Genomic DNA, 23,440 nt, shown 5'->3' with positions numbered 1-23,440 from the left:
GCAACAGGAGGCGCGCAATGGGAATCCGCTTTTTCTCGGATAAGAACAGACCTGTCCATATGGGCCGGTATCCGCTGGAGCGGTTGGAGCGGCAGATCGAGATGCCGGATCTGTCTGTAGTGCCCCCGATGCCAAAGCTGAGATTTCGCCAACCGGACCAACCCGAAAGCATCGTCAACGCGATGGGTGAGTTTCAGGCGATGATGGACGCCATCCGCGACGGGTTCGTGAACCCGGTGAGATCAGAGATTCCGGAGGACCCGTCCGAGCGCGCCAACCACCTTAAGGCATTTGGTTATTTCAATGATGCCTCGATGATGGGCTGCGGCCCGTTGCCGTCTGAGGCGTTGTTGCCTGAGCCACGTCGCAACCCCGATATCGACCGGTTGGCCCATGCGCTGAAGACGCGACAGACCAAAACGTTGGCTTCGGGGATCGACCTGATCATGGCGGACCTGAAGGAAAGCATGGAGGCCGCGCCCAAACCGATGGACACGCATCGCCACACCATCGTTTTTCTGTACGAACACAATCGTGATCCAGACCCGGCCGAGCCAGGGGCCGAGTGGATCATCGACGCGCAGGATCATCGTGCCTGTCTGCTGGCGACCGAGAACGCGGTGGTGATCGCCAATTACATCCGCCTGCTGGGTTATGATGCGCGGGCGCATACCGCGATGTCGTCCGAGGTTGATCTGGGCCGGCTGGCAGTGGCGGCGGGTCTAGCCACGGTTGAGGGTGGCGACATAGTGGCCCCGTGGTTGGGCAAACGGTTCGGTCTGGCCGCCGTAACGACCGAGTTAGAGATCACGCATGACCAGCCTCTGTTGCCCATGGCGCAACAGCCGTGGTTTCACACACAGGGTCCGGCCTGGTGGTTGGGCACCGGGTTTGCCAAGAACGCCTTGAACCGCGACGTTTACGCCAAACGGCGCTATGTGGACGGCGCACATCCGTTCGAAAAGCTTAAACGCGTTGAGAGCCCTACCACTTATATCGACGAAGAAAATGTCGCCCGCGTCCCCAAGCGTGCTGACATGTTCGCCCGTGCGTTGTTTGGCGATATGGGCAAACCGCTGCAGGACGCGGCAAAGGGTGGGCATTATGTCCGCAAATCTGCCCCCAGTTTTGCGCAGCGCCGGGCGCTTGGGGCCTTCGTGCTTTTGCAGGATGGTGAAAGTGCTGAGGTGTCGCAGCCTACCGATGCCGCGCGCAATGCCGCGAATATTAAGGCCGCAAGCTATTTTCTAAGTGCCGATGCCGTTGGCCTCAGCCGGTGCCCTGAATGGAGCTGGTATTCCCACGACGCTGCTGGAGAGGAAATCACCCCCCCGCATGATCAGGCGATCAGTATGATCATCGACCAGGGGCGTGAAACCATGGAAGGGTCCAGTGGTGACGACTGGATCGCGGTCAGCCAGTCCATGCGGGCTTACTTGCGGTTTTCCCTTCTTGGCGGCGTGATTGCGCAGCAAATCCGTAACCTCGGATACAAGGCCAAGGCGCATACCGTCATGGACGGCGAAGTGCTGCAACCGCCGCTGTTGCTTCTGTCTGGTCTGGGTGAGGTCAGTCGGATCGGAGAGGTGATCCTGAACCCCTATCTGGGGCCGCGCCTGAAGTCCGGTGTGGTGACAACGGATATGCCGGTTAGTCACGACAAGCCCATCGATTTCGGTCTGCAGAGCTTTTGTGAGGCATGCAACAAATGTGCGCGTGAATGTCCTTCGGGGGCGATCACGGCCGGGCCGAAACTGATGTTCAATGGCTATGAAATCTGGAAATCTGACAGCCAGAAATGTGCCACGTACCGGATCGGCACGTCAGGTGGGGCCATGTGCGGGCGGTGCATGAAAACCTGCCCGTGGAACCTTGAAGGTATATTTCAAGAGCGGCCCATTCGCTGGGCCGCGATTAACCTGCCTCAGGCCGCAGCTGTTTTGGCAAAGCTGGATGATGCGGTCGGAAATGGCGGTTTGAACGACGTCAAGAAGTGGTGGTGGGATATCGAACTGCAGACTGATGGTGCCTATCGCCCCACCGCTCACCCGCTGAACCGGCGTGGTCTGCAAACAGACCTTGACCTGAAATACGAAGATCAGACTTTGGCCGTCTACCCCGCCTATCTGGCGCCGCACCCGTGGCCCTATCCCTTTGCGATGGACCGCGAGGCTGGGATTGCTGCCTATCAGGCGATGGTCACGGCTGAGGAATACAAGGCCCGCAAAGCGGCCGGTGATGTGTCGGTAATCCACCGCTACACTATTGCGGGCGACGCGCCAGTGATGCGGGTTGAGCTGACCAAAGTCGACAAGATGACGGCGGATGTGACCAAGTACGAATTTGCGGCCATCGACGGCGCGCCCTTGCCCGACTGGACCGCAGGGGCGCATTTGGACGTGCTGGTCGCGCCGGAATTCCTGCGGCAGTATTCTATGTCTGGCGATCCGTCTGACCGGTCCTCCTATCAAATCGGAGTGCTGCGCGAGGATGACGGGCGCGGCGGCTCAGCCCTTTTGCACCGCATCTTTAACGAAGGGCGCAAGGTGTTCATCTCAAAACCGATCAACCATTTCGAATTGGATGAGACGGCCACCAAGACCTTTTTGATGGGCGGCGGGATTGGCATTACCCCCATGATCGCCTTTGCCCACCGCCTGCACGCGCTGGGCAAGCCGTTCGCGCTGCATTATTCAGCCAGAACCCGCGCCAGTGCGGGGTTTCTGGACGATTTGGCGGCGATGCCCTGGGCGGAACATGTACATTTTCATTTCTCGGACGAAGGCACCCGCGCCGATCTGGATGCGGTTCTGTCAGGCTACCAACCGGGTTGGCACGTTTATACCTGTGGGCCGGACCGCTACATGGACAGTGTGATACAAGCGGCCGAGGCGCAGGGCTTCCCCGAGGACGCGCGGCATCTGGAGTATTTCTCGGTCCCTGAACAGCCTGAATATGAAAACCATCCGTTCACCTTACGGCTGGCAAAATCGGGTCGGGAATTGTTCGTACCTGTGGAAAAGGACGCCGCACAGGTGTTGACCGAGGCGGGGATTCACGTGGACGTCAAATGCTCAGACGGCATATGTGGGGTTTGCAAATGCGGTGTGATTTCGGGAGACATTGAACATCGCGATTTCGTTCTGTCGAACCAGCAACGCGCGGATGCGATGATCCTGTGCCAAAGTCGCGCGGCGCAGCCAGACGGCGTGATCGAGATCGACCTCTGACCTCAGGTCTGGAAACGACATCGGGTAACATGAAATTTGGTCGCTCCTGCCATGGACGCGGCCATGCTGCTGCACTAACGTCCCCTCTGAACCCAGTGAATCCTGATCAACAGGTGCGAGGTATTTCATGGATTATCACAGCCCCGCCAGCTTTGCCGAAGCTTCGGCACTGGCCGCAAACGCGACGGGCATCACACGGTTTCTGGCAGGCGGCACCGATGTTCTGGTGCAACTGCGATCAGAACTTGTGACGCCCGATACGCTGATCGACATAAAGAAGATCGACGGCGTGCGCGATATCAACAGCAACGCCGACGGCAGTTGGACGCTGGGCGTCGCTGCCACTGGTGCCGAGATGAGCGAACATCTGGAACTGGGTCGCGACTGGCCCGGCGTGGTCGAGGCGATGGATCTGATCGGCTCGACCCAGGTTCAGGGGCGCGCGACGCTGACCGGCAACCTGTGCAACGGCTCTCCGGCGGCGGATTCGGTGCCTGCCATGGTTGCGGCGGGTGTCACGGTCACGGTGACCGGCCCGGATGGCGACCGTGAGGTAGCGGTCGAAGACATCCCAACCGGACCCGGTAGAACGTCGCTGGCCAAGGGCGAGTTGATCTCGGCCGTCCACATCCCCGCACGGGGCGACAATGGCGGCGACGCATACCTGCGCTTTATCCCGCGCACTGAGATGGACATTGCCGTGGTTGGCGTTGGCGTCAGCCTGCGTCTGGACGGGGACACCGTCACCGAGGCGCGCGTATCATTGGGCGCTGTCGCGCCGACCGTGCTGCTGGTTGAGGACTGTGCCAAGGCCATCATCGGCAGCGCGCTGGACGACGCTTCATTGGATGCACTGGCCGCTGCGGCATCCGCCGCCTGCAACCCGATTGACGACAAACGCGGCACTATCGAATTCCGTACCGAGGTCGCCGGCGTTCTGGCCAAGCGCGCCGCGAAAATCGCCTATGCCCGCGCCAAGGGAGAGGAAGCATGAGCAAGTTCCACGTATCCACCACCGTGAATGGTGACGCGGTCGATTACCTTTGCGATCCGCGCGAAACCCTGCTGGATTGTCTGCGCGACAAGCTGAACCTGACTGGTGCGAAAGAGGGCTGCGGCACCGGCGATTGCGGCGCATGCTCGGTCACGGTTGATGGCCGTTTGGTCTGTTCCTGCCTGATGTTAGGGGTCGAGGCCGATGGCAAGCAGATCGAAACCGTCGAAGGCATCGCGGAGGGTGACGTTCTGCATCCGCTGCAGAAAAAGTTCATCGAGCATGCCGCCCTGCAATGCGGTATCTGCACGCCGGGCATTTTGGTCGCGGCCAAATCGCTGCTGGAGAAGAACCCCAACCCGACCGAGGAAGAGGCCCGGTACTGGCTGGCAGGCAACCTGTGCCGCTGCACTGGGTATGACAAGATCATTCGCGCCGTGATGGAAACGGCCGAAGAACTGCGGGAGGCTTCATAATGGCACTCGACGATCGTAAAACGCAATTCACCTTCGTCGGCACGCGCCCGGATCGGCCCGATGGTCTGGACAAGGTCACTGGTCGCGCCAAGTTCGGGGCGGATGTTTCTGCGCCAGGCATGCTGCACGGCGCGATCCTGCGTTCGCCCCACGCCCACGCACGGATTGTGAAGATCGACACCTCGCAGGCCGAAGCGCACAAGGATGTCAAAGCCGTCGTCACCCGCGCGGATTTTGCCGAAGTGCCGTTCAAACCCGGCCTTGAGGGTGAATTCTGGAATGTTCTGGAAAACGTCATGGCGGGTGAAAAGGCGCTCTATGACGGGCACGCAGTTGCGGCTGTGGCGGCGACCTCGGCTTTGGCGGCGCGCGATGCGCTCAAGCTGATCGAGGTTGAATACGAGGTGCTGCCGCACGTCACCGACGTAGACAAAGCGATGGAGCCGGATGCGCCGGTCTTACGCGAGGGTGCTGCGGATTATTCCGTACCCGAGGGGATGCACCCAAACGTCGTGCGGTACCACGAAAGCGGGCACGGCGATGTAGAAGCTGGCTTTGCCGAAGCTGACTTGATCATCGAAGACAGCTTTGTCACCGAGGCGACCCATCAGGGGTACATCGAGCCGCATGCCTGTTTGGGCATGTTGGGCAACGACGGCAAGGGTGAGCTGTGGTGTACCACTCAAGGCCACTGGATCGCGCAAAAGACCTGCGCGGCGCTATTGGGTATCGAAACCTCGCAACTGCGCGTGACTGCGTCCGAGATTGGTGGTGGTTTTGGCGGTAAAACCACAGTCTTCATCGAACCTGTCGCGCTGGCACTGAGCCGCAAGGCGAACCGCCCGGTTAAGCTGGTGATGACCCGGTCCGAGGTGTTCCGGGCCACTGGCCCGACATCCTCGGCGTCGATGGATATCAAGATCGGGATGAAGAAGGATGGCACCATCTCGGCAGCCCAAGGCGTGTTCCGCCTGCAGGGCGGGGCGTTTCCGGGCGCCCCGGGTGACATGACCGCCATGTGTGCCTTTGCACCCTATAACCTGACCAATGTCTGCCAGATTGGGTATGACGTGATGGCCAACCGCCCGAAACAGGCCGCTTACCGCGCGCCGGGTGCGCCGATGGGGGCTTTTGCGGTTGAATCGGTGATTGACGAGCTGTGTAAGAAGCTGGGCCTCGATCCGATCGAAGTTCGTCTAAAAAACGCCGCCCATGAAGGCACCAAAGCCAGCTATGGCCCGACGTATGAGCGGATCGGTTTGGTGGAAACGCTTGAGGCCGCGAAGGCCCACCCGCATTACTCAGCCCCGCTGAAGCCGGGGCAGGGTCGTGGGATTTCCTGCGGGTTCTGGTTCAACCACGGGGGTGAAACGTCGGTTTCGCTGGCGCTGTCCGAGGATGGCTCGGCACAGTTGATGGTGGGCACGCCCGATATCGGCGGCTCACGCGCGTCAATGGCGCTGATGGCGGCCGAGGTTCTGGGCATTCCGTATGAGAACATCCGTGTGACCGTCGCCGATACTGCGACGCTGGGGTATAACGACGTTTCGCATGGTTCGCGCGTGACCTATGCAAGCGGCTTGGCAACCATCAAGGCAGCAAAACACGCGGTTGAAAAGCTGTGCGAACGAGCTGCCGCCAGCTGGGGAATTCCGGCGGATGCGGTGAAATGGGAAAACGGCTGCGCTGTACCTTCGGGTCCAAACGCGGGTGATTTCGACCCGCGCCCACTGGCCGATATCACCGCCCACATGGGTCAAACCGGCGGGCCTATCTCGGGCCATTTCGAGGCCACGCCAGAAGGCGCAGGCGTATCCTTTGGCACCCATATCGTTGATGCTGAGGTCGATCCGGAAACAGGCAAGACTGCGATTACCCGCTATACGGTCATTCAGGACGCGGGTAAGGCGATCCATCCTACCTATGTGGAAGGCCAGTATCAGGGCGGTGCCGCGCAAGGCATCGGCTGGGCACTGAACGAGGAATATATCTATGGCGAGGATGGCCGCCTGCAGAACTCGATCTTCCTGGATTACCGTATTCCTGTCGCCAGTGACTTGCCGATGATCGACACGGTGATTGTCGAAGTGCCCAACCCTGGCCATCCGTTTGGCGTGCGTGGTGTGGGTGAGACGGGCATCGTGCCACCTTTGGCCGCCATCGCAAATGCGGTGTCGCATGCGGCGGGCGTTCGGATGAAGCAACTGCCGATGTCACCGCCCCGCATTCTGGCGGCGCTAAAGGACAATGGTTGAGGTTCACCTCTGGTCCAGCCTCCGGTCACTGACCGGGGGCCAGCAGGTGGTGGAGGTTGAGGCCAAGACCACAGGCGAGTTGCTGCGAGAATTGGTGAAGATCCATCCGCAATTGCAGGCCCCGATTGATGCGGGGGTGTCCATCGCCATCGACGGGCGGGTTATCGCCAGCGGGTTAACCGAACCGATCCCCGAAGGCAGCGAAATCTATCTGATGCAACGGCTGAGGGGCGGCTAACCCTTAGGCGACCACGGTTCGCGCCCGACCATGCGGTCGGCTTCGGCGGTGATGTCGTTCATGTGCTGCTCAAGGCTTTGGCGCAGGGTTTCGACCTGTTCTTCGGACGCTTTCCGCGGCACGGTTTCAGTCCATTCCCGGCACAGAAAGACACCCTTATTCCGCCAGGGGCGCGGCATCAAAAGGCGATCCCATGTCCCCGCCTCGCGGCCATGTTCTGCCGAAAAGGTGATGCCGAACACCCGCTTGCCCGAGGTGCGCGCCCAGACCAGAGGCACAGTGGACAGTACCCGTTCGGGACCGCGCGGACCGTCCGCGGCGATGCCTATGGAAATGCCCTGCTTAATCTTGCCGATCACTTGGCGCGATATCGCAATGTTATTTGCGTTTTTGCTGGTCATGGCGATGGTATCCATGCCGAACAGTTTCTGCACTCGGCCCACCATACTACCCGCTCTTGCGGATGAGGTGATCGAACAGATCGGCCCTTTTTCCAAAGGAAAGAAATAAGGGGATTGCGCCAGCCTTTGGTGCCACAGCACCACGATCACCGGCTCACCCTGTTCGACCAGATGGTCCAGTTCGTCGTACCCGATGCGTTGCCATTTGGTGTTGCGATTGACCATCCGGATATAGCTTGCGATGCGGCGCGCAGCCCAGTTCAGAACGGCTTCGCTGTCGGCGATCTTTTTGCGGATACTCACGGATGGGGTCCCTCGTACTGACCAAACCGTGTCTTATAGAACTCAACGCCGCACGCAACTTGTTTGTCGAATGCAATTGTCGCGCGGAATCTGAAAAAGCCTCTTGAGTCCGTCGCGCGGCTGGCATATCTGAGGCCCACCTTAGGGGTATAGCTCAGTTGGTAGAGCGACGGTCTCCAAAACCGTAGGTCGCGGGTTCGAACCCTGCTGCCCCTGCCATTCCACTCAAATCGCTGTTTCAATGGATGCGCAACAGTCGTGCGACTTGTATATGGGTTGTTGTGAGATGTGACAGCCTGCAGAAGTCTTACGCGCACTCTTGCACGCCGATGCTTATCAGATATTCACCGGACACATACAGAAACTCATCCGGGCCCACAAACCTTGCCTTGGACATGAACCAGTTTCTTATCGGGCGCGGGTAGTACGTGGCAAGCGAAGTGCTTTTCTGGTCGAATTCCATTTCGGTCATCTTTGTCCGGTTTACTCGGTACGGGCCGTGAAACCCGAAAAGCGTTTCGGAGGATACACACACATCGTCTGCCCCCAACAGCATGGTGCAGCTGGAGTTACAGTAATCCCCGACAATGTGTATGCGCGCGTTGGTCCTATTGGCGATTTCGATCTGAACCTTGCGGTCCAGAATCCGCCCGCCTGGATCATTGCCAACCTGTATTTCTTTCGATGCCAATGGCGTGCTCATAGTCAAGAGCACTGCCAACGCTGCCGTTAGACCTCTCATCTGCTCGTCTGCTCAATGATGTTTTTTTGTTTTGTTTATGTTTAGCAGGAATTCGAAGAGGTAGATACACAGCGCCGAGATACAGCGGGATGGGCGGGTAAGGAGGACACACCTTGATCCGAATGTAAGAGTTTCCAGAGGTATAGTTCGCGTGAATCGGCCACGCCACAGTCTTGGGTTCAGCAAGCCAGGCCATTGCCGCGCTTTTCGTGGTGGTGACAATTGGCCAATCCCGGTTTCCTACAGCGACGGAATGACATAATGTCCGACCACCACGAACACACGTAAGAGGACCCATGTCGCGCTTTGATGGATATTTCCTGCGGCAATTGCTGATTCTGTTCGGCTTTTTCACCTTGGTTCTGGTCGGTGTGTTCTGGATCACCCGATCGGTTAGCCTGTTTGACCGAGTCATCAGCGGTGGCCAATCGGCCATGGTGTTTCTGGAATTCTCGGCGCTGACATTGCCAACGCTGATCCGCACGGTGATGCCGATGGCGGTGTTTGCCGCCGCTGTTTATGCCACCAACCGGCTGAGCCGCGAAAGCGAGATGACGGTGATGCTGGCCACCGGTTCCAGCCCATGGCGGCTGGCCCGTGCGGTATTCCTGTTTGGGTTGGTGACCGGGCTGATGATGGCAGTCATCAGCGTCTTTTTGCGCCCCGCATCGGTCGAACAGCTTGAGCAGCGCCAGGCCGAGGTTGCAGGGGACGTCACCGCGCAATTGCTGAACGAGGGCGAATTCCTGCATCCCGCCTTTGGCGTTACTGTCTATATCGGCAAGATTGACCTGGACGGCACGCTGTCTGAGGTCTTCGTATCAGATCGGCGAGATGCGCTGAACCCGGTCAGCTATTCCTCAAAAACGGCCTATTTGGTCAACAATGAATCTGGGATCCACTTGGTGATGTTGGACGGGATCGCGTTGCGTTTGGATCAGGAGGGCAGAACCTTGTCCTCGACGCTGTTCGAGGACGCCTCATATGACATTTCCGCACTGACGAATTCGAATGTCATGGCAGAGCGCAGTCTCGAAGCCATCCCCACCGTTGAACTTTTGCGAGACCGCGCCGCCATCAGTACGGCCGAAGGCTTTCCCGTCGGGGAATTGGTTGACGAATTGCATCAGCGGTTTTCGTGGGTTGCCATTTGTATCGCCGTGGCAATGGCCGGGTATGCCACGTTGATGTTGGGTAGCTTTTCGCGATTTGGTCTGTGGCCGCAGATTCTGGGGGCGTTTTCGATTCTGGTCGTGCTGGAAGGCGTGCGGGGCTTTGTTTCACCCGTTGTAATCGAAGAACCGAAATTGTGGATACTGTTGTATCTGCCGGCGGTCATCGGCATCGCGGTCGCCTGTCTGTTCTTGCTGGTTGCCGGGCGGCCGTTGCTGCGCAGGCGCCACAGAGATGCCTCGAGCGCGATCTCTCAAGCCTAGGCTGCGCGCAGCTCGGTCAGGCAGGTCAGAACATCGTCGCTGGTTGTGCTGTCACTGCGGGTTACCAGATGCAGCGGCAGCAGCAGGTCAATGGCCCCGGCCACGGGTGTCAGTTGACCCGCGGACAGATGATCTCGGATGACGTATTCCGGGAAATACCCGGTTCCGCCCCGCCGCAGGACATAACGCAGGGCCATCAGGCAATTGCCCAGAAACACCGTTTGCCCCGTGGCCTGCCGCGCAGCCGAACGGACGTGGTCCTGATAGACCTCTCCCAGTTCCAGATTGACGAAAACTGGATCGTCCGTTTCCGGAGTTTTGACAAGCAACAGGCGTTCGGGGTTTAACTCGTGCGATTGCACGCGCGGATCGTTGGGTGTTTCGTGGGTCAATGCGGCGTCCAGAACATGGGTGGCGACCGCGTCGACCATGTTCAGATCGTGGTCATAGTTCAACGTCAGCAAAAGTTGCCCGAGGCGCTGTTCGAACTGAACGGCCAGATCGACTAGCAGCGGGTCCCAGATGCTCAGTTGCGCACCAAGACGCAGCGCGATCCGGTTCTGCGTTTGGGCTGGCAGCTCGCGCGATGCAAATGACCAAAGCGACAGCATCTGTTCGGCATATGGTCGGAACTGTTGCCCGAATTCAGTCAGGCTGGTGCCGCCTGCACCGCGGGTGAACAACGCCTTGCCGGTTTCGTCTTCGATCAGCCGGATACGGGCGCTGACGGCGGTTTGTGTCACGTTCAGTTTGCGCGCGGCGGCATGGAAGCCCCCGGTCTCGGCCACGCATAGAAAGGTCTCGATTGCTTTGAATTGCATGGCGATACTATTTTTTCATCAGATTGATAAAATCAATTCATTTTTTTGAGCAGGAGGGATGCGTTACTCTGATTCCAACAGATCAGCCAAAGGACCGCGCCATGCTGGACAAAAGCCACAAACCCACCTGGACCAGTTTCGAAGAGGCCACCAAGGCCGACTGGGACGCCGTCATGGAGTATGAAGAGGCATACAATGCCGCTTTGCCTGACCGGATTCTGGACGCGATCCGGTCGCTGGACGAAGACTGGACGCCCTATCCCGTGAACCGCTATCAGCACAGCCTGCAGGCCGCGACGCGCGCTTTTGAAGACGGCGCGGACGAGGAAATCGTGGTCGCAGCACTGATCCACGACACCGGCGATATTCTGTCACCCTATAACCATGGTGAGCTGTCAGCGGCGATGATGAAGCCCTATGTCAGTGAGAAAACTTATTGGATTCTCAAACATCACTGTGTGTTTCAGGGGTATTATTACAACCATCATCTAGGAGGCGACCGCAACGCCCGCGACAAGTATCGCGACAGCCCTTATTGGGAGGACTGCCGCTATTTCTGCCATGAATACGACCAAAAGGCGTTCGACCCGGATTACCCGACCAAACCGCTGGAGTTCTTCGAACCCATGTTGCGTCGTGTCCTGAACAAGGGTGAGGGGCACATGGAGTTGAACGAGACCGCCGAGGGTTAACAGGCAGCCATCAGGCGATAGACGATCTGCGCTGCGGTAAAGTCCCAGGCGGCATTGCCATTGGGGGCCAGTTCGACCACGTCGAAGCCCACGCATTTGCGGCCTTTCAGGGTATGTTCGACCAACCGCAGCGCTTGATAGTAGCCCAGCCCGCCGGGCACCGGTGTCCCGGTGGCGGGCATGATGGCGGGATCCAGCCCGTCCACGTCAAAACTGACGTAGACCAGCTCAGGAAAACCCTCGGGCAGGTCGACGGCGTGGATATTACCGGTGACCAATTCCTCAGCATCCACGTGGAAAACGTGATTTTTCAGGCGGCTTTGCACTTCTTCGGTCGAAAGGGCGCGCACGCCAAACTGGGCCAATCGGATACCTTCTTCAGCGAGCAGATGCATGACCGATGCGTGGGAGTGTTTTTCCCCCTGATAGGCATTGCGCAGGTCGGCATGGGCATCGATCTGGACAATGCCTATGGGTTGACCCAAGGCGCGAGCCACACCCATCACAGCGCCGTAACTCAGCGAATGTTCGCCCCCCAAAGTGACCGGCACCTTGCCCGCGCGGATGGCGGCCTCGGTGCGCTGGGCAAGGCGCTCCATGATCTCGGACAGGGACGCATCGCAATCTACGGGCTCTTCGGTGAAAATCCCCTCGACGCAGGGCTCGGCGTGGCCGGTGGTACGTTCCAGCTCATTGCTGGCCTCAATGATGGCCTCGGGGCCTTTGGCCGTTCCCGAACCGTAAGATACCGTGCGCTCCAGCGGTACCGGGATCACGCGGAACCGGGCATCTTCGGTGCGCTCAGTTGCGGTCAGTTCACTGTCGAGGAAAATGCTCATGAGAGTCGGTCCTTAAAGTCGTCATAGCCGAACTGTTTGATGATCTTCAACTCGCCCGTTTCGCTGTTCCACAGGGCGATGGTGGGCAGGGGTACGCCATTGAACGTGTTGGTTTTCACCATTGAGTAATGCGCCTGATCAAGGAAGGCAAAACGCTGGCCGATCTCCAGCGGTTTGTCCCATGTGTAGTCTCCGATCACGTCACCGGCCAAACAGGACGGGCCGCCCAGACGGTAGGTGTGACCTGCCTCGGCCTCGTCCATCAGCGCGGGGCGATAAGGGGCTTCGATCACGTCAGGCATGTGACAGGTGGCCGAGATATCGGTGATGGCAAGGTTCATTCCGTTGGTGGGCAGGTCGAGGATTTCGCCGACCAGAATACCTGCATCCAGAGCGACAGCCTCGCCGGGTTCAAGGTAAACGTCGATGCCATAGGTTTCGCGGATGCTCTTGATGAAGCCCACCAGTCCCTCACGGTCATAGTCGTCGCGCGTTATGTGGTGGCCACCACCAAAGTTCAGCCATTTGAGTTGATTGATATAGGGCGCAATTTTTGGTTCTACGGCGGCCCATGTCCGCTGCAAGGGATCGAACCCCTGTTCGCAGAGTGTGTGCATATGTAGGCCATCGATGCCGTTCATGGTCTCGGCGGTCAACTGGCTAATCGGGGTACCCAGACGTGAACAGGGCGCGCAGGGGTCGTATTTGGCAATCTCGCCTTCGGAATGCTCGGGGTTGATGCGCAACCCAACCTGCACGTTTGCGGCCTGTGCTTTGGCCAAAAACCGGTCCTTTTGTGCCGGGCTGTTAAAGATGATGTGGTCGGACAGCGACAGGATTTCGTCCATGTCGGCATCTTTGTACCCGGCGCAGAAAGTGGCGACTTCGCCGCCATATTCTTCGCGGCCTAACCGGGCCTCGTAAATGCCGCTGGCGCAGGTGCCACCGAGGTGCTGGCGCACCAGTGGGGCCAACGAGAACATGGAAAACGCTTTGAGCGCCGAAAGGACATGCGCGCCGGACAGGGTGCCGATAACGGAGAGGATGGTCAGGTTTCGCTCGACCGCTTTTTCATCGACCACAAAGCAGGGGGTTGGCACACGGTTCAGGTCGAAATTGCGGAAGGCTCCGGCGTCGCCAGCCTGTGTGGTCATCATGTCGGACATGTCCGGCGTTTCCTTGTGGTGGAGAGGCCGGGGGTTCCGCCCCCGGACCCCCGGAGTATTTGGCAAAAGATGAAATGAGTGGACTTAGAACTCGACCGGGCCGTCGAGTTCGTGGACTTGCCAAGGCAGGCCATGCTCATTCAGCATGTCCATGAAGTTGTCGGGGTCAAGCTGTTCCATGTTCCACACGCCGGGCTCGGACCAGTTGCCTTTGATCACCTGCGCCGCGCCGATCATGGCAGGGACGCCGGTGGTGTAGCTGACAGCCTGGCTGCCGACCTCAGCATAGCATTCCTCGTGATCGCAGATGTTGTAGATGTAATAGGTCTTCTCACCCGAGCCGTCCTTGGCCTGACCGGTAGCGATGTCGCCGATGCAGGCCTTGCCTTTGGTTTCGGCACCCAGATCGCCGGGATCGGGCAGCAGAGTTTTCAGGAATTGGATCGGGATGATTTCCTTGCCGTCATGCATGACCGGATCGATGCGTGTCATGCCGACGTTCTGCAGTACGGTCGCGTGTTTGATATAGGCGTCGCCAAACGTCATCCAGAATCGGGCGCGCTCGATCTCGGGGAAATGGGTTGAGAGCGATTCCAGTTCCTCATGGTACATCTGGTACATGTTTTTCCGCCCGATGGCAGGAAAGTCGTATTCGACTTTGTTGGTCAGCGCCGGGCTATGGTGCCATTCGCCGTTTTCCCAATGGCGCACTTCGGCCAGCACTTCACGCAGGTTGATCTCGGGGTTGAAGTTGGTGGCGAACTCCTGATCGTTCGAGCCGCCATTGGCATCCAGAACGTCGATCTGGCGGATGGTGTCCAGCTTGTGTTTCTTAAGCCATTTGGCAAAGACGCTGGTCACGCCCGGATCGAAGCCCGATCCAAGAATGGCGGTCAGCCCAGCCTCTTTGAACCGCTCCTGATAGGCCCATTGCCAGTGGTATTCGAACTTGGCCTCATCCTCGGGCTCATAGTTCGCTGTGTCGAGGTAGTGGATCCCGGCCTCAAGGCAGGCGTCCATCAGCACCAGATCCTGATAGGGCAGGGCGAGGTTCACGAGTAGTTCGGCCCCGGTTTCCTTGATCAGCTTGACGGTGTCTTCGACTTTGTAGGCATCCAACTCGGCCGTGGCAATATCAACACCCACGCGGTCTTTCACCGCTTTGGCGATGGCGTCGCATTTCGATTTGGTCCGGCTGGCCAGAGTGATTTCGGTGAAGATGTCCGAATTCATTGCCATCTTGTGCACGGCGGCGTGGGATACGCCGCCCGCGCCGACAACCAGTGTTTTGCCACTCAAAGTTCCCATGGGGGTAATCTCCTCTCTGGGGTTATTCGTAATAGGTGTAGCCGTTGATCGAGTCGCGATAGGCGCTCATCAGGGTTTTGCGGTCCTTGGCCATCAGAGTACCGGTCGAGATCGCCTCGTCCACCATTTTGCGGAAGGCGGCGACGCAATCATTGGGGTCGAACTCGACATAGGACAGGACCTGGCTGATGGTGTCGCCCTCTTGTTCGTGCAGCAGGTCAAAGCCACCGTCAGCGCGCAGGTCGATGGTTACGACATTGGTGTCCCCGAACAAGTTGTGCAGATCGCCCAGTGTTTCCTGATAAGCACCGACAAAGAACACGCCCATCAGGTATTCCTGGTCCTCGGGCAGGGTATGCACCGGCAGGCTGGGTGAGACACCGTCGGCCAGAATGAACCGGTCGATCTTACCGTCGCTGTCGCAGGTGATGTCGGACAGGACCGCGCGGCGGTCCGGAGTTTGGTTCAGACCTTGCAGAGGCACGATTGGATGCAACTGGTCAATGGCCCAGACATCGGGCAGCGACTGGAACAGCGAGAAGTTGCAGTGGTAGATATCGGCCACTTTTTCCAGTTGGTCGTCCACATCCGTTTCCAAATCATCGCTTGCTGCCAGCGCCTTGAGGCGGGCCATCAGCGATAAATAGATGCGTTCGGCGCGGGCCATCTGACGCAGATCGACATAGCCGCGGCGGAACAACGCGCGCAGCTCGTTGCGGTAAAAATTTGCGTCGTTCCAGCATTCTTGCAAACGCTCGGTACTGAGGTACCCGTTGATCGCGGCAAGGTCCGAGACCAGATGGTGATCGTCCGCTTCGACCTCGGGGCCGTTCGGTGCGTCATACAAGGTGCTTTCCAGCACATTGAACACCAGCATCGACGACGTCGCCACCACGGCGCGCCCGCTCTCGGTCACCAGCGTTGGATGTTCGACCTCGGCCTCGTCCATCGCGTAGGCCACGGTTTCAACCACGTTGGCGCAGTATTCCTCGACCGTGTAGTTGATCGAGTTCTCGGCAGCCTTTTTCTCACCCGTATAGTCCACACCCATGCCGCCACCGAGGTCCAGATGGGTCAACGGCACGCCCTCGCGCGTCAGTTCGGTGTAGTACCGGCAGGCCTCGCCAACGGCGCGGCGCACGTCGTTGACGTCCTGCACCTGAGAGCCCAGGTGTGAATGTTGCAGCTTCAAACAATGCAGCAAACCTGCCGCTTTCAGCTTGTCCACCGTGGCGACCAGTTGGTCAGTGTTCATGCCAAAGGCAGACCGGTCGCCCGAGCTTTCTTCCCACTTGCCGCTGATCTGATTGGTCAGTTTGACCCGCACACCAATCAGGGGTTCGATGCTCAGTTCGTTATAGACCTCGATCACCGTGTCCGCCTCTTTCGGGCTTTCCAGAACGATGACCGTGTTGAAGCCAATCTTACGACTGAGGATGGCCAGTTGGATGAACTCGGCATCCTTGACGCCATTGCAGACAATCAGCGCCTCGCGGGCCAGACGGTGCGCCAGTGCGACAACCAGTTCGGGCTTGGAGCCAGCCTCGAGCCCATAGTCGTACTTTTTACCGAACTCGACGATCCGGTCGACCACCTGGGCCTGCTGGTTCACCTTGATCGGGAATACGCCGCGATAGCTGCCTTTGTAGCCGACACGTGCAATCGCATCGTGAAAGCTTTCGTTGATATGCGCAATCTCGTTTTCCAGATACGAACTGATGCGCAGCAACATCGGTGCCTTAATACCGCGTTCATCCAGATCATGCAGGATACCTGGCAGGCTGATTGCCGCCGCCTCGGGCACTAGGGGATTGCGCAGACCGATCTCGCCCTGCTCCGTCACCTCAATGAGGCGTTTGCCCCATTTCTCTACCCCGTAGATGGAATGCGGTGCGTCGGGCGTCTGTTTCAATCAGGTCAGTCCTTGCGGTTAAAGTGCCGGTTTAGCGCCCGCCAATACGGCAGCATTTTGATTCTTCCAAGTGTAATCTATGTGGGGGGATTTGCCGAGTTTATGCAGGCTTGCGAATTGGGATCAGGTGATTGTCCCAATGACAGTCCGGCCAGGCTGAAATGCGGGGGGTGGATGTCAGCTCTCCGACTATCCCGGTGCCGGTGGTGAAAACGAACCCTTTGGGGCCGAAGCCAAGGCCACAGACGTCTTCCAACGGGAAATCCCCGTTCAGTTGGCCATTCGCGACGTCGAACCGGTGCAAGGCGTTGCCGCGTGGGCAGGTGATGGCAACCGTGGTTTCATCCCCGGCAAAGGCGACACTGCCCGCGTAGCCTTGCAATGTGCTTTGCGCGGCATCAGGCGCTGAAAGCAAACGCGGTGCTTCGCCCCGACGATGTAGGCCCAGCAGAGGGGGGTGATGCACCTTGTCCCCCTGCCACTGCATCGCAAATGCCACCATACCGTCGTGCCGTACAGCCAAATGGCGGATCGAATTCTTATGCAGCGCGCGTGGTAGTTCCACCTGCTCCAAAACCGTGCCGGATAAATCGAGATAGGTCAGCCGTGGCTGCATGGTTGGCAGGTTCAGCTTGGTGCGCCCTGTCTCGGGGTGGGTTTCGATGCCGCCATTGGCGATGACCAGCGTCTGACCATCGGGCATCAATCGCATGTCATGCGGACCGATCCCGCCCGAAGTGAACTCGCCTATGCGGGTGTAGCTGTCTGTGTTCCAGACGCCAATCACGCCGTCTCCGGAATCATAGTCGTTTTCAGTTGTGAACAGACGAGTGCCGTCGGGGGAAAAGACGCCATGGCCATAGAAATGGCGACCGTGTGGGGCGTTAAGTCGGGTGACTTCGGTGCCTGTGGCGCAATCGATGACCACCGCAAATGTGCCGGGACGACGGGCAAAAGCCACAGCCTTTGCGCGGTGCGGATGGGCTGCCGCCGCGTGGCCGCGCGCAGGTAGAGGTATGGAAAACAGGATGTTTCCACCCGTATCCAGCCCGGCTAGTCGATAGCTGCTATCCGGGAACAGGGCAGCGGCGAGATAGTCGGGCGAACCAACTGCGGCCCAGCTTTGTATCGGCGAAAGGCTGGTCGCGGCCAGACCGGCCAGAAAATGACGACGGCTGGGCAACAGGTCAGTCCCCGTCCAGTGAATTGAACCCGGCGCTGATGCCTAGCGTCGGACCCAGCTCGGCCGAGGCAATCGCACGGATATCGTTGATGGCTTGCTGCAACGCCTCGACCCTAAGGCGGCCCTGCGGAGTGGCGACCCCGGCCAGCACCGGGTCGTCCAGCGATTGCGCGCGGATGATGGCCTTGTCAAAGGCGCTGTCCAGATCGGCGGCAATCTTGGGGTGGTCCGCTGACAGGCGCGCGGCCAGATCGCGCAGGGCGGTCAGGGACAGTTCCACATGACGAAGCGCGCGTTCCGAACGGTGTGCCTCGGCCCAGTTGGGGCGCGGGCGGTCGAAGGTGCCCATCGGACGACCAAGGCGGGTGTCGCCAGTGAATTCAAGTCCGGTCACCAACGCCTTGTAAAGCTCTTGCATGGCCTCATCGTCGGACCGATAGGGGCTGTCGTCGCCCGGTTGGGTTAGGGCAGTTGCATAGCCGCCCCAATCTGCGTTTATCGCGCGGGCATTGCTGACGATATCGGTGGTGATGGCCTGTATCAACGCGCAGCGATATGTGGCGCTGCCCTGATCGGCAAAATTGGGCTCATAAAGCATCTGCTCTAACGCAAAAAAGCCACGTCCGGCGACGGATGTCTCGGCAAAACCTTCGGGGCTTTCCACAGCCGCATCCTCGGTCGCGATCAGGCTGGACAGGGCTTTGGGGGTGAACCCTTTGGTGTCGGGCCAGAAGGCCAGCGCAAAGGCGCGGTCGTCCACCTCGGACGGGCCAAAGCGCAGATGGCTGACCGAGATCCAGTCGTCAAAGGCCGCGTGATAGGCGCCCCGCAATTCGGGCGAGGTTTGGGTACAATCGGTTTGTGCTGTTTGGGCCAACACCCCGGTCGTTTCAGCCAGTGAGGCAAAGCCTGGAAGGATGTGCCCTTCGACCGCATCTGACAAGATCGGCCCATGGTCCTGCGCCAGCGCAGTTAGGGGCAGCGTCAATGCAACAGCAGCAACAAGGATACGCATGTTTCAGAGGCTTTCCAGAAAATGGATCAGGGCATCGCGGTCGGGTTTGGGCATGGCCACGACCGTATCGCGGGCTGCCTGTGCCTCACCCCCATGCCAGAGGATGGCTTCCAGCAAGGATTGCGCGCGACCATCATGCAGGAACTGGGTGTGGCCCGAAACCTGTTCAGTCAGCCCAACGCCCCAAAGCGGTGGCGTGCGCCATTCGCGCCCTGTGGCGCGACCCTCGGGGCGGTTATCAGCCAGCCCTTCGCCCATATCGTGCAGCAACAGGTCGGAATAAGGCCAGATCAGCTGAAAACTCTGTTCGGGCCGGTCTGACATGCGATGGGTGACAAAGGCAGGCGTGTGGCAGGACGCGCAGCCAGTGTCGTAAAACACCTGCTTACCGTGCAGCACCTGAGGGTCGTCCACGTCCCGCCGGGCGGGAACGCCCAGGTTGCGGCTGTAAAAGGCAACAAGGTCCATTCCGATCTGGTCGATCTCGAACTCGCGCACGTCACCGTCCCCGTGCGGGGCGGTCGCACAACCAATCTGAGCATCGGTGCAATCGCCGTGGCTGGCGGGGTAAAGTGGGCTTGATATGCCGATATCACCGGCAAAAGCCGCCGCCGATTGTTCCATGATCGTGGGCATCCCGGCCTTGTGCCCGAACCGACCCATCATCGGGGCGCTATATTCCATCGCCCAGACGATATTGGGACGCCCGGAAATCCCATCCCCATCGGCATCGTCGGGATCAGCGTTGGCCAGCAGATCCGCGACCGGGATCGCTTCGAGCAATCCAAGGCCGATCATTTGTGGCGCCACACGAGGACTGAGCATCGCCTCTGGATGCAGCGGCCCGTATCCAAGGTCAGCCGCCGCGTAGGTCGGTTTGCGTAAAGTGACGGTTTCGCCATCTGACAAAGTGACCGGGACGTCTTTGTAAGTGATATCCAGGCGATATTCAGCCGGATGACCGGGCAGTGCCAAATCCTGCATCTGGCCGCCGTAATTTGGTTCGGGCTGGGTGGCGATGTAATCCTCAATCTCGTCATATCCGCCGCCACCGGGGATCGAGACCCGCAGGAACATCGAAATTGCATTGTCATCCGGACCGTTGGGCGTGTGCCCGCGCCCGTCCTTGATATGGCAGCGCTGGCACGAGCGGGCGTTGTACAGCGGTCCCAGCCCATCCGAGGCCAGAGTTGAGGCCGGAGAAGACACCCAGATTTTCTTGAACAGCCCGTTTCCAACCTTAAAGTCAAGCTCTTGCTCAAAGCTCAGGTTGCCCGAGGGCTGCGAAAATGCATCAGCGTCGGCACGGGTGCGAACGGTTGCGGCACCGGCGGGCAAGTCCTCGAACCTTTGGAGCGTGCTGAAATCGGTGGGCGCAGCGGTGACACGGGCGATGCGCGCACGCTCATCCTCGGTTCTGGGTTCGAAATTCAGGTGATAGTCCCGCAGCTCGGCGGCTGGGGTTTGGGTGGCCGCAAGGGCGACCACCGACAGGATGAAAAGGCTACTCGCCCTCGTCCATTTTCGATGCGTTGAGTTGCGCATAATTGGCGTCGCCAATCCTTTCGTACAGGTCGAGCTGCGTTTCCAAAAAGTCGATATGACTTTCTTCATCGCGGATCAATTCTTCGAACAGCGACATAGAGGCATAGTCTTGTGCTTCTCTACAGTAATCCCGCGCTTCTACGTACAACGCGCGCGCGTCCTGCTCGGCTGCCAGGTCGCATTCCAGTGTTTCCTTGGGGTTCTGACCAATTCTCAGCGGGTCCAGTTTCTGCAGGTTGGGATGGCCTTCCAGAAAGATGATCCGTTCGATTAGCTTGTCGGCATGCCCCATCTCTTCGATGGATTCTTCACGGCTTTTCTTGGCCATGTGGCCAAGGCCCCAATCTTCCTGCAGGCGGTAATGGAGCCAGTACTGGCTGACGGCTGTCAGCTCATGCCGCAGAGATTTGTTGAGGTATTCTATTACCTTGGGGTTGCCCTTCATCTGCTTTCTCCTGAGTTGCTCTGGTGCGTAGGGCACGGAGCTGCATGGGGACTTCCAGATTATCGTTCGATCGCATTGTGTCCAGAAAAAGCGGCATGCAGCCGCCACAATCCGCTGATTTTCCAAGGGCGTGGTAGACCTTGCCGGGGGTGATGATCGTGTGTGCATCTGCTGTCCGCATCCAATCGATCGCGGCGCGGATATCATGGTCAGTTATATTTGTGCAGTGACATACGATCATAGCGAATCTGTGCTCGATAGATTTCTTACTTAATTAGTAAGTTATTTGTTTCGGGTCCAGCTGAAAGTCACAATTTTGCGTGACAGGAAAGCCGGGGGCGTGAATTTGCGCACGCCCCGATCCGGGGTTTGCTTAGTGGAAAACCGCGTCAGGGTTATCCAGGCTGTCGGAGCCTTCAAACTCGATCTGATCCAGTTCCAGAGCGGTCACGATACGCTCGATCGTCTTGGTCTGATCGACCAGACCGTTGACGCCGCCCATGATCAGTTGCTCGCCGCCCTCATTGCCGCGTTCCAGCATCTGGTCATAGGCGAAACCGGCCTCGGCGGTCGACTTCAGGCGGCCCAGGGCCTGCATGGTTTTGGCCAGCTTGACCTTCATCTCGGCGTCCAGCGACGGATCGAACGAGATCACCAAGTCCGATAGCGAAGCGCCCGAAACCGGGGTGCCGTCGATGCGGGTATAGCTGCCCAGATACACGTTCTGAATGCCCAAGCCGTCGTAATAGTGGCTGTTGTGGGTGTTGTCCGAGAAGCAATCATGCTCTTCTTCGGGGTCGTTCAGCATCAAGCCAAGGCGCATACGTTCACCTGCTTGCTCGCCATAGGACAGCGAACCCATGCCGGTTAGGATCGCGCTGACACCAGCGGTTTCATTCGCGTTCAGTGCAGCACGCGCCTCACCACCTTCGGCCCATTGTGCGGCCATCCATTCCAGGTCGCTGACCAGCAGGGCGGTCGCGGCGCTCAGATACTGGGCGCGGCGATCACAGTTGCCGCCGGTGCAGGCGTCACCTTGAACATAATCGGTATACGGGCGGTTGCCCGCGCCCGCGCCGTTACCGTTCAGGTCCTGACCCCATAGCAGGAATTCGATGGCGTGGTAGCCGGTGGCGACGTTTGCCTCGATCCCGTCAGCCTCGTGCAGGGTTTCGCCCAGCAGTTCGGGGGTGATTTCGCTGGCGTCGATGGCGTCGCCCGACAACTCAAAGCTTGGATTGGCAATCACGTTCAGCGCGGCAAACTCGTTTTCATCAGTGGGTCCGCCATAGGAGGCATCGACATAATCGATCAGGCCTTCGTCCAGCGGCCAGGCGTTCACTTTGCCTTCCCAGTCATCAACGATGGCGTTTCCAAAGCGGTAGACCTCGGTCTGTTGATAGGGCACGCGCGCGGCGACCCAGGCGGCGCGGGCCGCGTTCAGGGTGGCATCGGATGGGTCGGCGATCAGGGCGTTTACGGCCTCTTGCAGCGCTTTGGCAGCGATCAGGCTATCGTCATATTTGGCTTCGGCGATGTTTGCGTAGGTATTCAGAACTTCGGCTTTCGAGGGTGCGTCAGCTGCAAAAGCTGCGGAGGCAGCACCAATTGTAAGGATGCTGGTGGCGGTGAAAAATCGGGTCATGGGGGTGACACTTTCCAGTCAGAAAAAGGTTTTCATACGCCGGTTATGTGGCGCGTATGATGTATTAACTGAGTGAAATAGTCACCTATGTCAACCTGAGTTTTATAGTCGGATAATATTGGTCGCCCCGATACTCCCCAATATTGGTGGGGCGCGATGCGTGGGCCCAAGATTGCACGGGATTTGAAACATATTAGAATAATCCGGGTGATTCTTTGTTTAGTGGTGCCTGTTTATGAAAAGCGCAGCTTTCGCCCTGATCCTGATCTCTGCGGTTTTTGTGTCGCAGGCGCATACCGCTGTCGCGCAGGATCATACCGCGATTGATCTGGACATTGTGGTTTCCGGGGCCGAGTTCACCTTGTCACTGGCAGTCCCCGCCGCCGGCATTCTTGGCACCGAGAAGCCTGCACAAAACGATGAAGGGCGGGACTCTATTGCCGTCGCCATTTCCGACCTGTCCAAACCTCTGGAGTTGTTTGTTGTGCCCGAAGAGGCCGAGTGTTTTGCCGCGATGGCCAATGTCACACTTTCGGCCATAGGTTTGGGGCAAGACACAGACACCACGCGGACGGATGGTGATGACACAAACGAATTTCAGGCTGAATACCTGATAAGATGCAAGAATATCGACGTGATTGAGGCCATCCACTTTGCATATTTCGAACGATTCCCGACGGCTGAAAATCTGGCCGTGCGGGTTGATCAAGCTGGTAAAAGCCGCACGCAAAATGTCACGCGCGGCGCACCTGATCTGACGTTCAAGTAAGGTGGGTTATGTCAAAACGCCCTGA

At 58.8% G+C, this 23,440-nt stretch carries 21 protein-coding genes and 1 tRNA gene; 9 read left to right on the top strand and 13 right to left on the bottom strand.

Translation table 11 applies throughout. From position 1 onward, the window contains the following. Positions 1 to 17 precede the first annotated feature (17 nt). From ACR0B0_RS15335 to ACR0B0_RS15315, 5 genes are all read left to right on the top strand, one after another. Positions 18 to 3,230 (top strand): reductive dehalogenase, encoded by a 3,213-nt coding sequence (locus ACR0B0_RS15335; protein ID WP_480648546.1) that lies wholly within the window; start codon positions 18 to 20, stop codon positions 3,228 to 3,230. Positions 3,231 to 3,357: 127 nt separating this feature from the next. After that, entirely contained in the window at positions 3,358 to 4,224 is an 867-nt protein-coding gene (locus tag ACR0B0_RS15330) for an FAD binding domain-containing protein (protein ID WP_170413541.1), read from the top strand. Beyond that, complete coding sequence (locus ACR0B0_RS15325; protein ID WP_170350859.1) at positions 4,221 to 4,700, top strand: (2Fe-2S)-binding protein; 480 nt, start codon at positions 4,221 to 4,223, stop codon at positions 4,698 to 4,700. Before ACR0B0_RS15330 ends, ACR0B0_RS15325 begins: the two co-directional genes overlap by 4 nt. Continuing rightward, complete coding sequence (locus ACR0B0_RS15320) at positions 4,700 to 6,955, top strand: xanthine dehydrogenase family protein molybdopterin-binding subunit (protein WP_480648544.1); 2,256 nt, start codon at positions 4,700 to 4,702, stop codon at positions 6,953 to 6,955. The genes ACR0B0_RS15325 and ACR0B0_RS15320 overlap by 1 nt, the downstream gene beginning before the upstream one ends. Then, complete coding sequence (locus tag ACR0B0_RS15315; protein WP_170350861.1) at positions 6,948 to 7,193, top strand: MoaD/ThiS family protein; 246 nt, start codon at positions 6,948 to 6,950, stop codon at positions 7,191 to 7,193. The genes ACR0B0_RS15320 and ACR0B0_RS15315 overlap by 8 nt, the downstream gene beginning before the upstream one ends. On the opposite strand, the gene ACR0B0_RS15310 is transcribed toward ACR0B0_RS15315, so the two are convergent. Then, on the bottom strand, positions 7,190 to 7,897 hold the full coding sequence (locus ACR0B0_RS15310; protein WP_480648542.1) for a lysophospholipid acyltransferase family protein: 708 nt from the start codon (positions 7,895 to 7,897) through the stop codon (positions 7,190 to 7,192). The two genes, ACR0B0_RS15315 and ACR0B0_RS15310, sit on opposite strands and share 4 nt — an antisense overlap. A gap of 143 nt (positions 7,898 to 8,040) precedes the next feature. Here ACR0B0_RS15310 and ACR0B0_RS15305 point away from each other — a divergent pair. Then, positions 8,041 to 8,116, top strand: a tRNA-Trp gene (locus ACR0B0_RS15305). An 88-nt stretch (positions 8,117 to 8,204) separates the two neighbouring features. On the opposite strand, the gene ACR0B0_RS15300 is transcribed toward ACR0B0_RS15305, so the two are convergent. Continuing rightward, entirely contained in the window at positions 8,205 to 8,600 is a 396-nt protein-coding gene (locus ACR0B0_RS15300) for a hypothetical protein (protein WP_480648540.1), read from the bottom strand. A gap of 335 nt (positions 8,601 to 8,935) precedes the next feature. Here ACR0B0_RS15300 and lptF point away from each other — a divergent pair, with 335 nt between their 5' ends. Continuing rightward, on the top strand, positions 8,936 to 10,075 hold the full coding sequence (lptF, locus tag ACR0B0_RS15295; protein WP_480648538.1) for an LPS export ABC transporter permease LptF: 1,140 nt from the start codon (positions 8,936 to 8,938) through the stop codon (positions 10,073 to 10,075). Here the strand turns inward: lptF and ACR0B0_RS15290 are convergent. Further along, the gene (locus ACR0B0_RS15290) at positions 10,072 to 10,896 is read right to left on the bottom strand and encodes a LysR family transcriptional regulator (protein ID WP_480648536.1); all 825 of its coding nucleotides are present in this window, start codon (positions 10,894 to 10,896) and stop codon (positions 10,072 to 10,074) included. The genes lptF and ACR0B0_RS15290 overlap by 4 nt on opposite strands. Before the next feature lie 101 nt (positions 10,897 to 10,997). Here ACR0B0_RS15290 and ACR0B0_RS15285 point away from each other — a divergent pair, with 101 nt between their 5' ends. Continuing rightward, positions 10,998 to 11,588, top strand: a complete 591-nt coding sequence (locus ACR0B0_RS15285) for an HD domain-containing protein (RefSeq protein ID WP_170350866.1) — start codon at positions 10,998 to 11,000, stop codon at positions 11,586 to 11,588. Here the strand turns inward: ACR0B0_RS15285 and speB are convergent. The 10 genes from speB to ACR0B0_RS15235 all read right to left on the bottom strand — a co-directional run bounded on the left by speB (position 11,585) and on the right by ACR0B0_RS15235 (position 22,646). Beyond that, a complete protein-coding gene (gene speB, locus ACR0B0_RS15280) occupies positions 11,585 to 12,427 on the bottom strand; it encodes an agmatinase (RefSeq protein ID WP_170552792.1) in 843 nt (280 codons plus the stop codon). The genes ACR0B0_RS15285 and speB overlap by 4 nt on opposite strands. Further along, positions 12,424 to 13,593 carry a carboxynorspermidine decarboxylase gene (gene nspC / locus ACR0B0_RS15275; protein ID WP_170350868.1) on the bottom strand — a complete coding sequence of 390 codons (1,170 nt, stop codon included), beginning with the start codon at positions 13,591 to 13,593 and terminating at the stop codon, positions 12,424 to 12,426. The genes speB and nspC overlap by 4 nt, the downstream gene beginning before the upstream one ends. Positions 13,594 to 13,677: 84 nt before the next feature. Then, complete coding sequence (locus ACR0B0_RS15270) at positions 13,678 to 14,901, bottom strand: saccharopine dehydrogenase family protein (RefSeq protein WP_170350869.1); 1,224 nt, start codon at positions 14,899 to 14,901, stop codon at positions 13,678 to 13,680. A 22-nt stretch (positions 14,902 to 14,923) separates the two neighbouring features. Continuing rightward, positions 14,924 to 16,813: a biosynthetic arginine decarboxylase gene (speA, locus tag ACR0B0_RS15265; protein WP_480648533.1), complete on the bottom strand. Its 1,890-nt coding sequence runs from the start codon at positions 16,811 to 16,813 to the stop codon at positions 14,924 to 14,926. Between the two features lie 100 nt (positions 16,814 to 16,913). Beyond that, a complete protein-coding gene (locus ACR0B0_RS15260) occupies positions 16,914 to 17,996 on the bottom strand; it encodes a DUF1513 domain-containing protein (protein ID WP_480648532.1) in 1,083 nt (360 codons plus the stop codon). A 4-nt stretch (positions 17,997 to 18,000) separates the two neighbouring features. Continuing rightward, positions 18,001 to 19,011, bottom strand: a complete 1,011-nt coding sequence (locus tag ACR0B0_RS15255) for an imelysin family protein (protein WP_480648530.1) — start codon at positions 19,009 to 19,011, stop codon at positions 18,001 to 18,003. Between the two features lie 3 nt (positions 19,012 to 19,014). After that, positions 19,015 to 20,556, bottom strand: a complete 1,542-nt coding sequence (locus ACR0B0_RS15250; RefSeq protein WP_480648528.1) for a di-heme oxidoreductase family protein — start codon at positions 20,554 to 20,556, stop codon at positions 19,015 to 19,017. Continuing rightward, positions 20,516 to 21,001, bottom strand: a complete 486-nt coding sequence (gene bfr / locus ACR0B0_RS15245; RefSeq protein WP_170350874.1) for a bacterioferritin — start codon at positions 20,999 to 21,001, stop codon at positions 20,516 to 20,518. Before bfr ends, ACR0B0_RS15250 begins: the two co-directional genes overlap by 41 nt. Beyond that, positions 20,949 to 21,242, bottom strand: a complete 294-nt coding sequence (locus ACR0B0_RS15240) for a (2Fe-2S)-binding protein (RefSeq protein WP_170350875.1) — start codon at positions 21,240 to 21,242, stop codon at positions 20,949 to 20,951. Before ACR0B0_RS15240 ends, bfr begins: the two co-directional genes overlap by 53 nt. Positions 21,243 to 21,374: 132 nt before the next feature. Further along, positions 21,375 to 22,646: an imelysin family protein gene (locus tag ACR0B0_RS15235; protein WP_480648526.1), complete on the bottom strand. Its 1,272-nt coding sequence runs from the start codon at positions 22,644 to 22,646 to the stop codon at positions 21,375 to 21,377. A 235-nt stretch (positions 22,647 to 22,881) separates the two neighbouring features. Here ACR0B0_RS15235 and ACR0B0_RS15230 point away from each other — a divergent pair, with 235 nt between their 5' ends. Further along, positions 22,882 to 23,415 carry a ZrgA family zinc uptake protein gene (locus ACR0B0_RS15230; protein WP_480648524.1) on the top strand — a complete coding sequence of 178 codons (534 nt, stop codon included), beginning with the start codon at positions 22,882 to 22,884 and terminating at the stop codon, positions 23,413 to 23,415. Positions 23,416 to 23,440 lie beyond the last annotated feature (25 nt).

Source organism: Ruegeria sp. BA12, from assembly GCF_056539625.1.
This window is presented reverse-complemented; position numbering and strand designations above follow the sequence as displayed.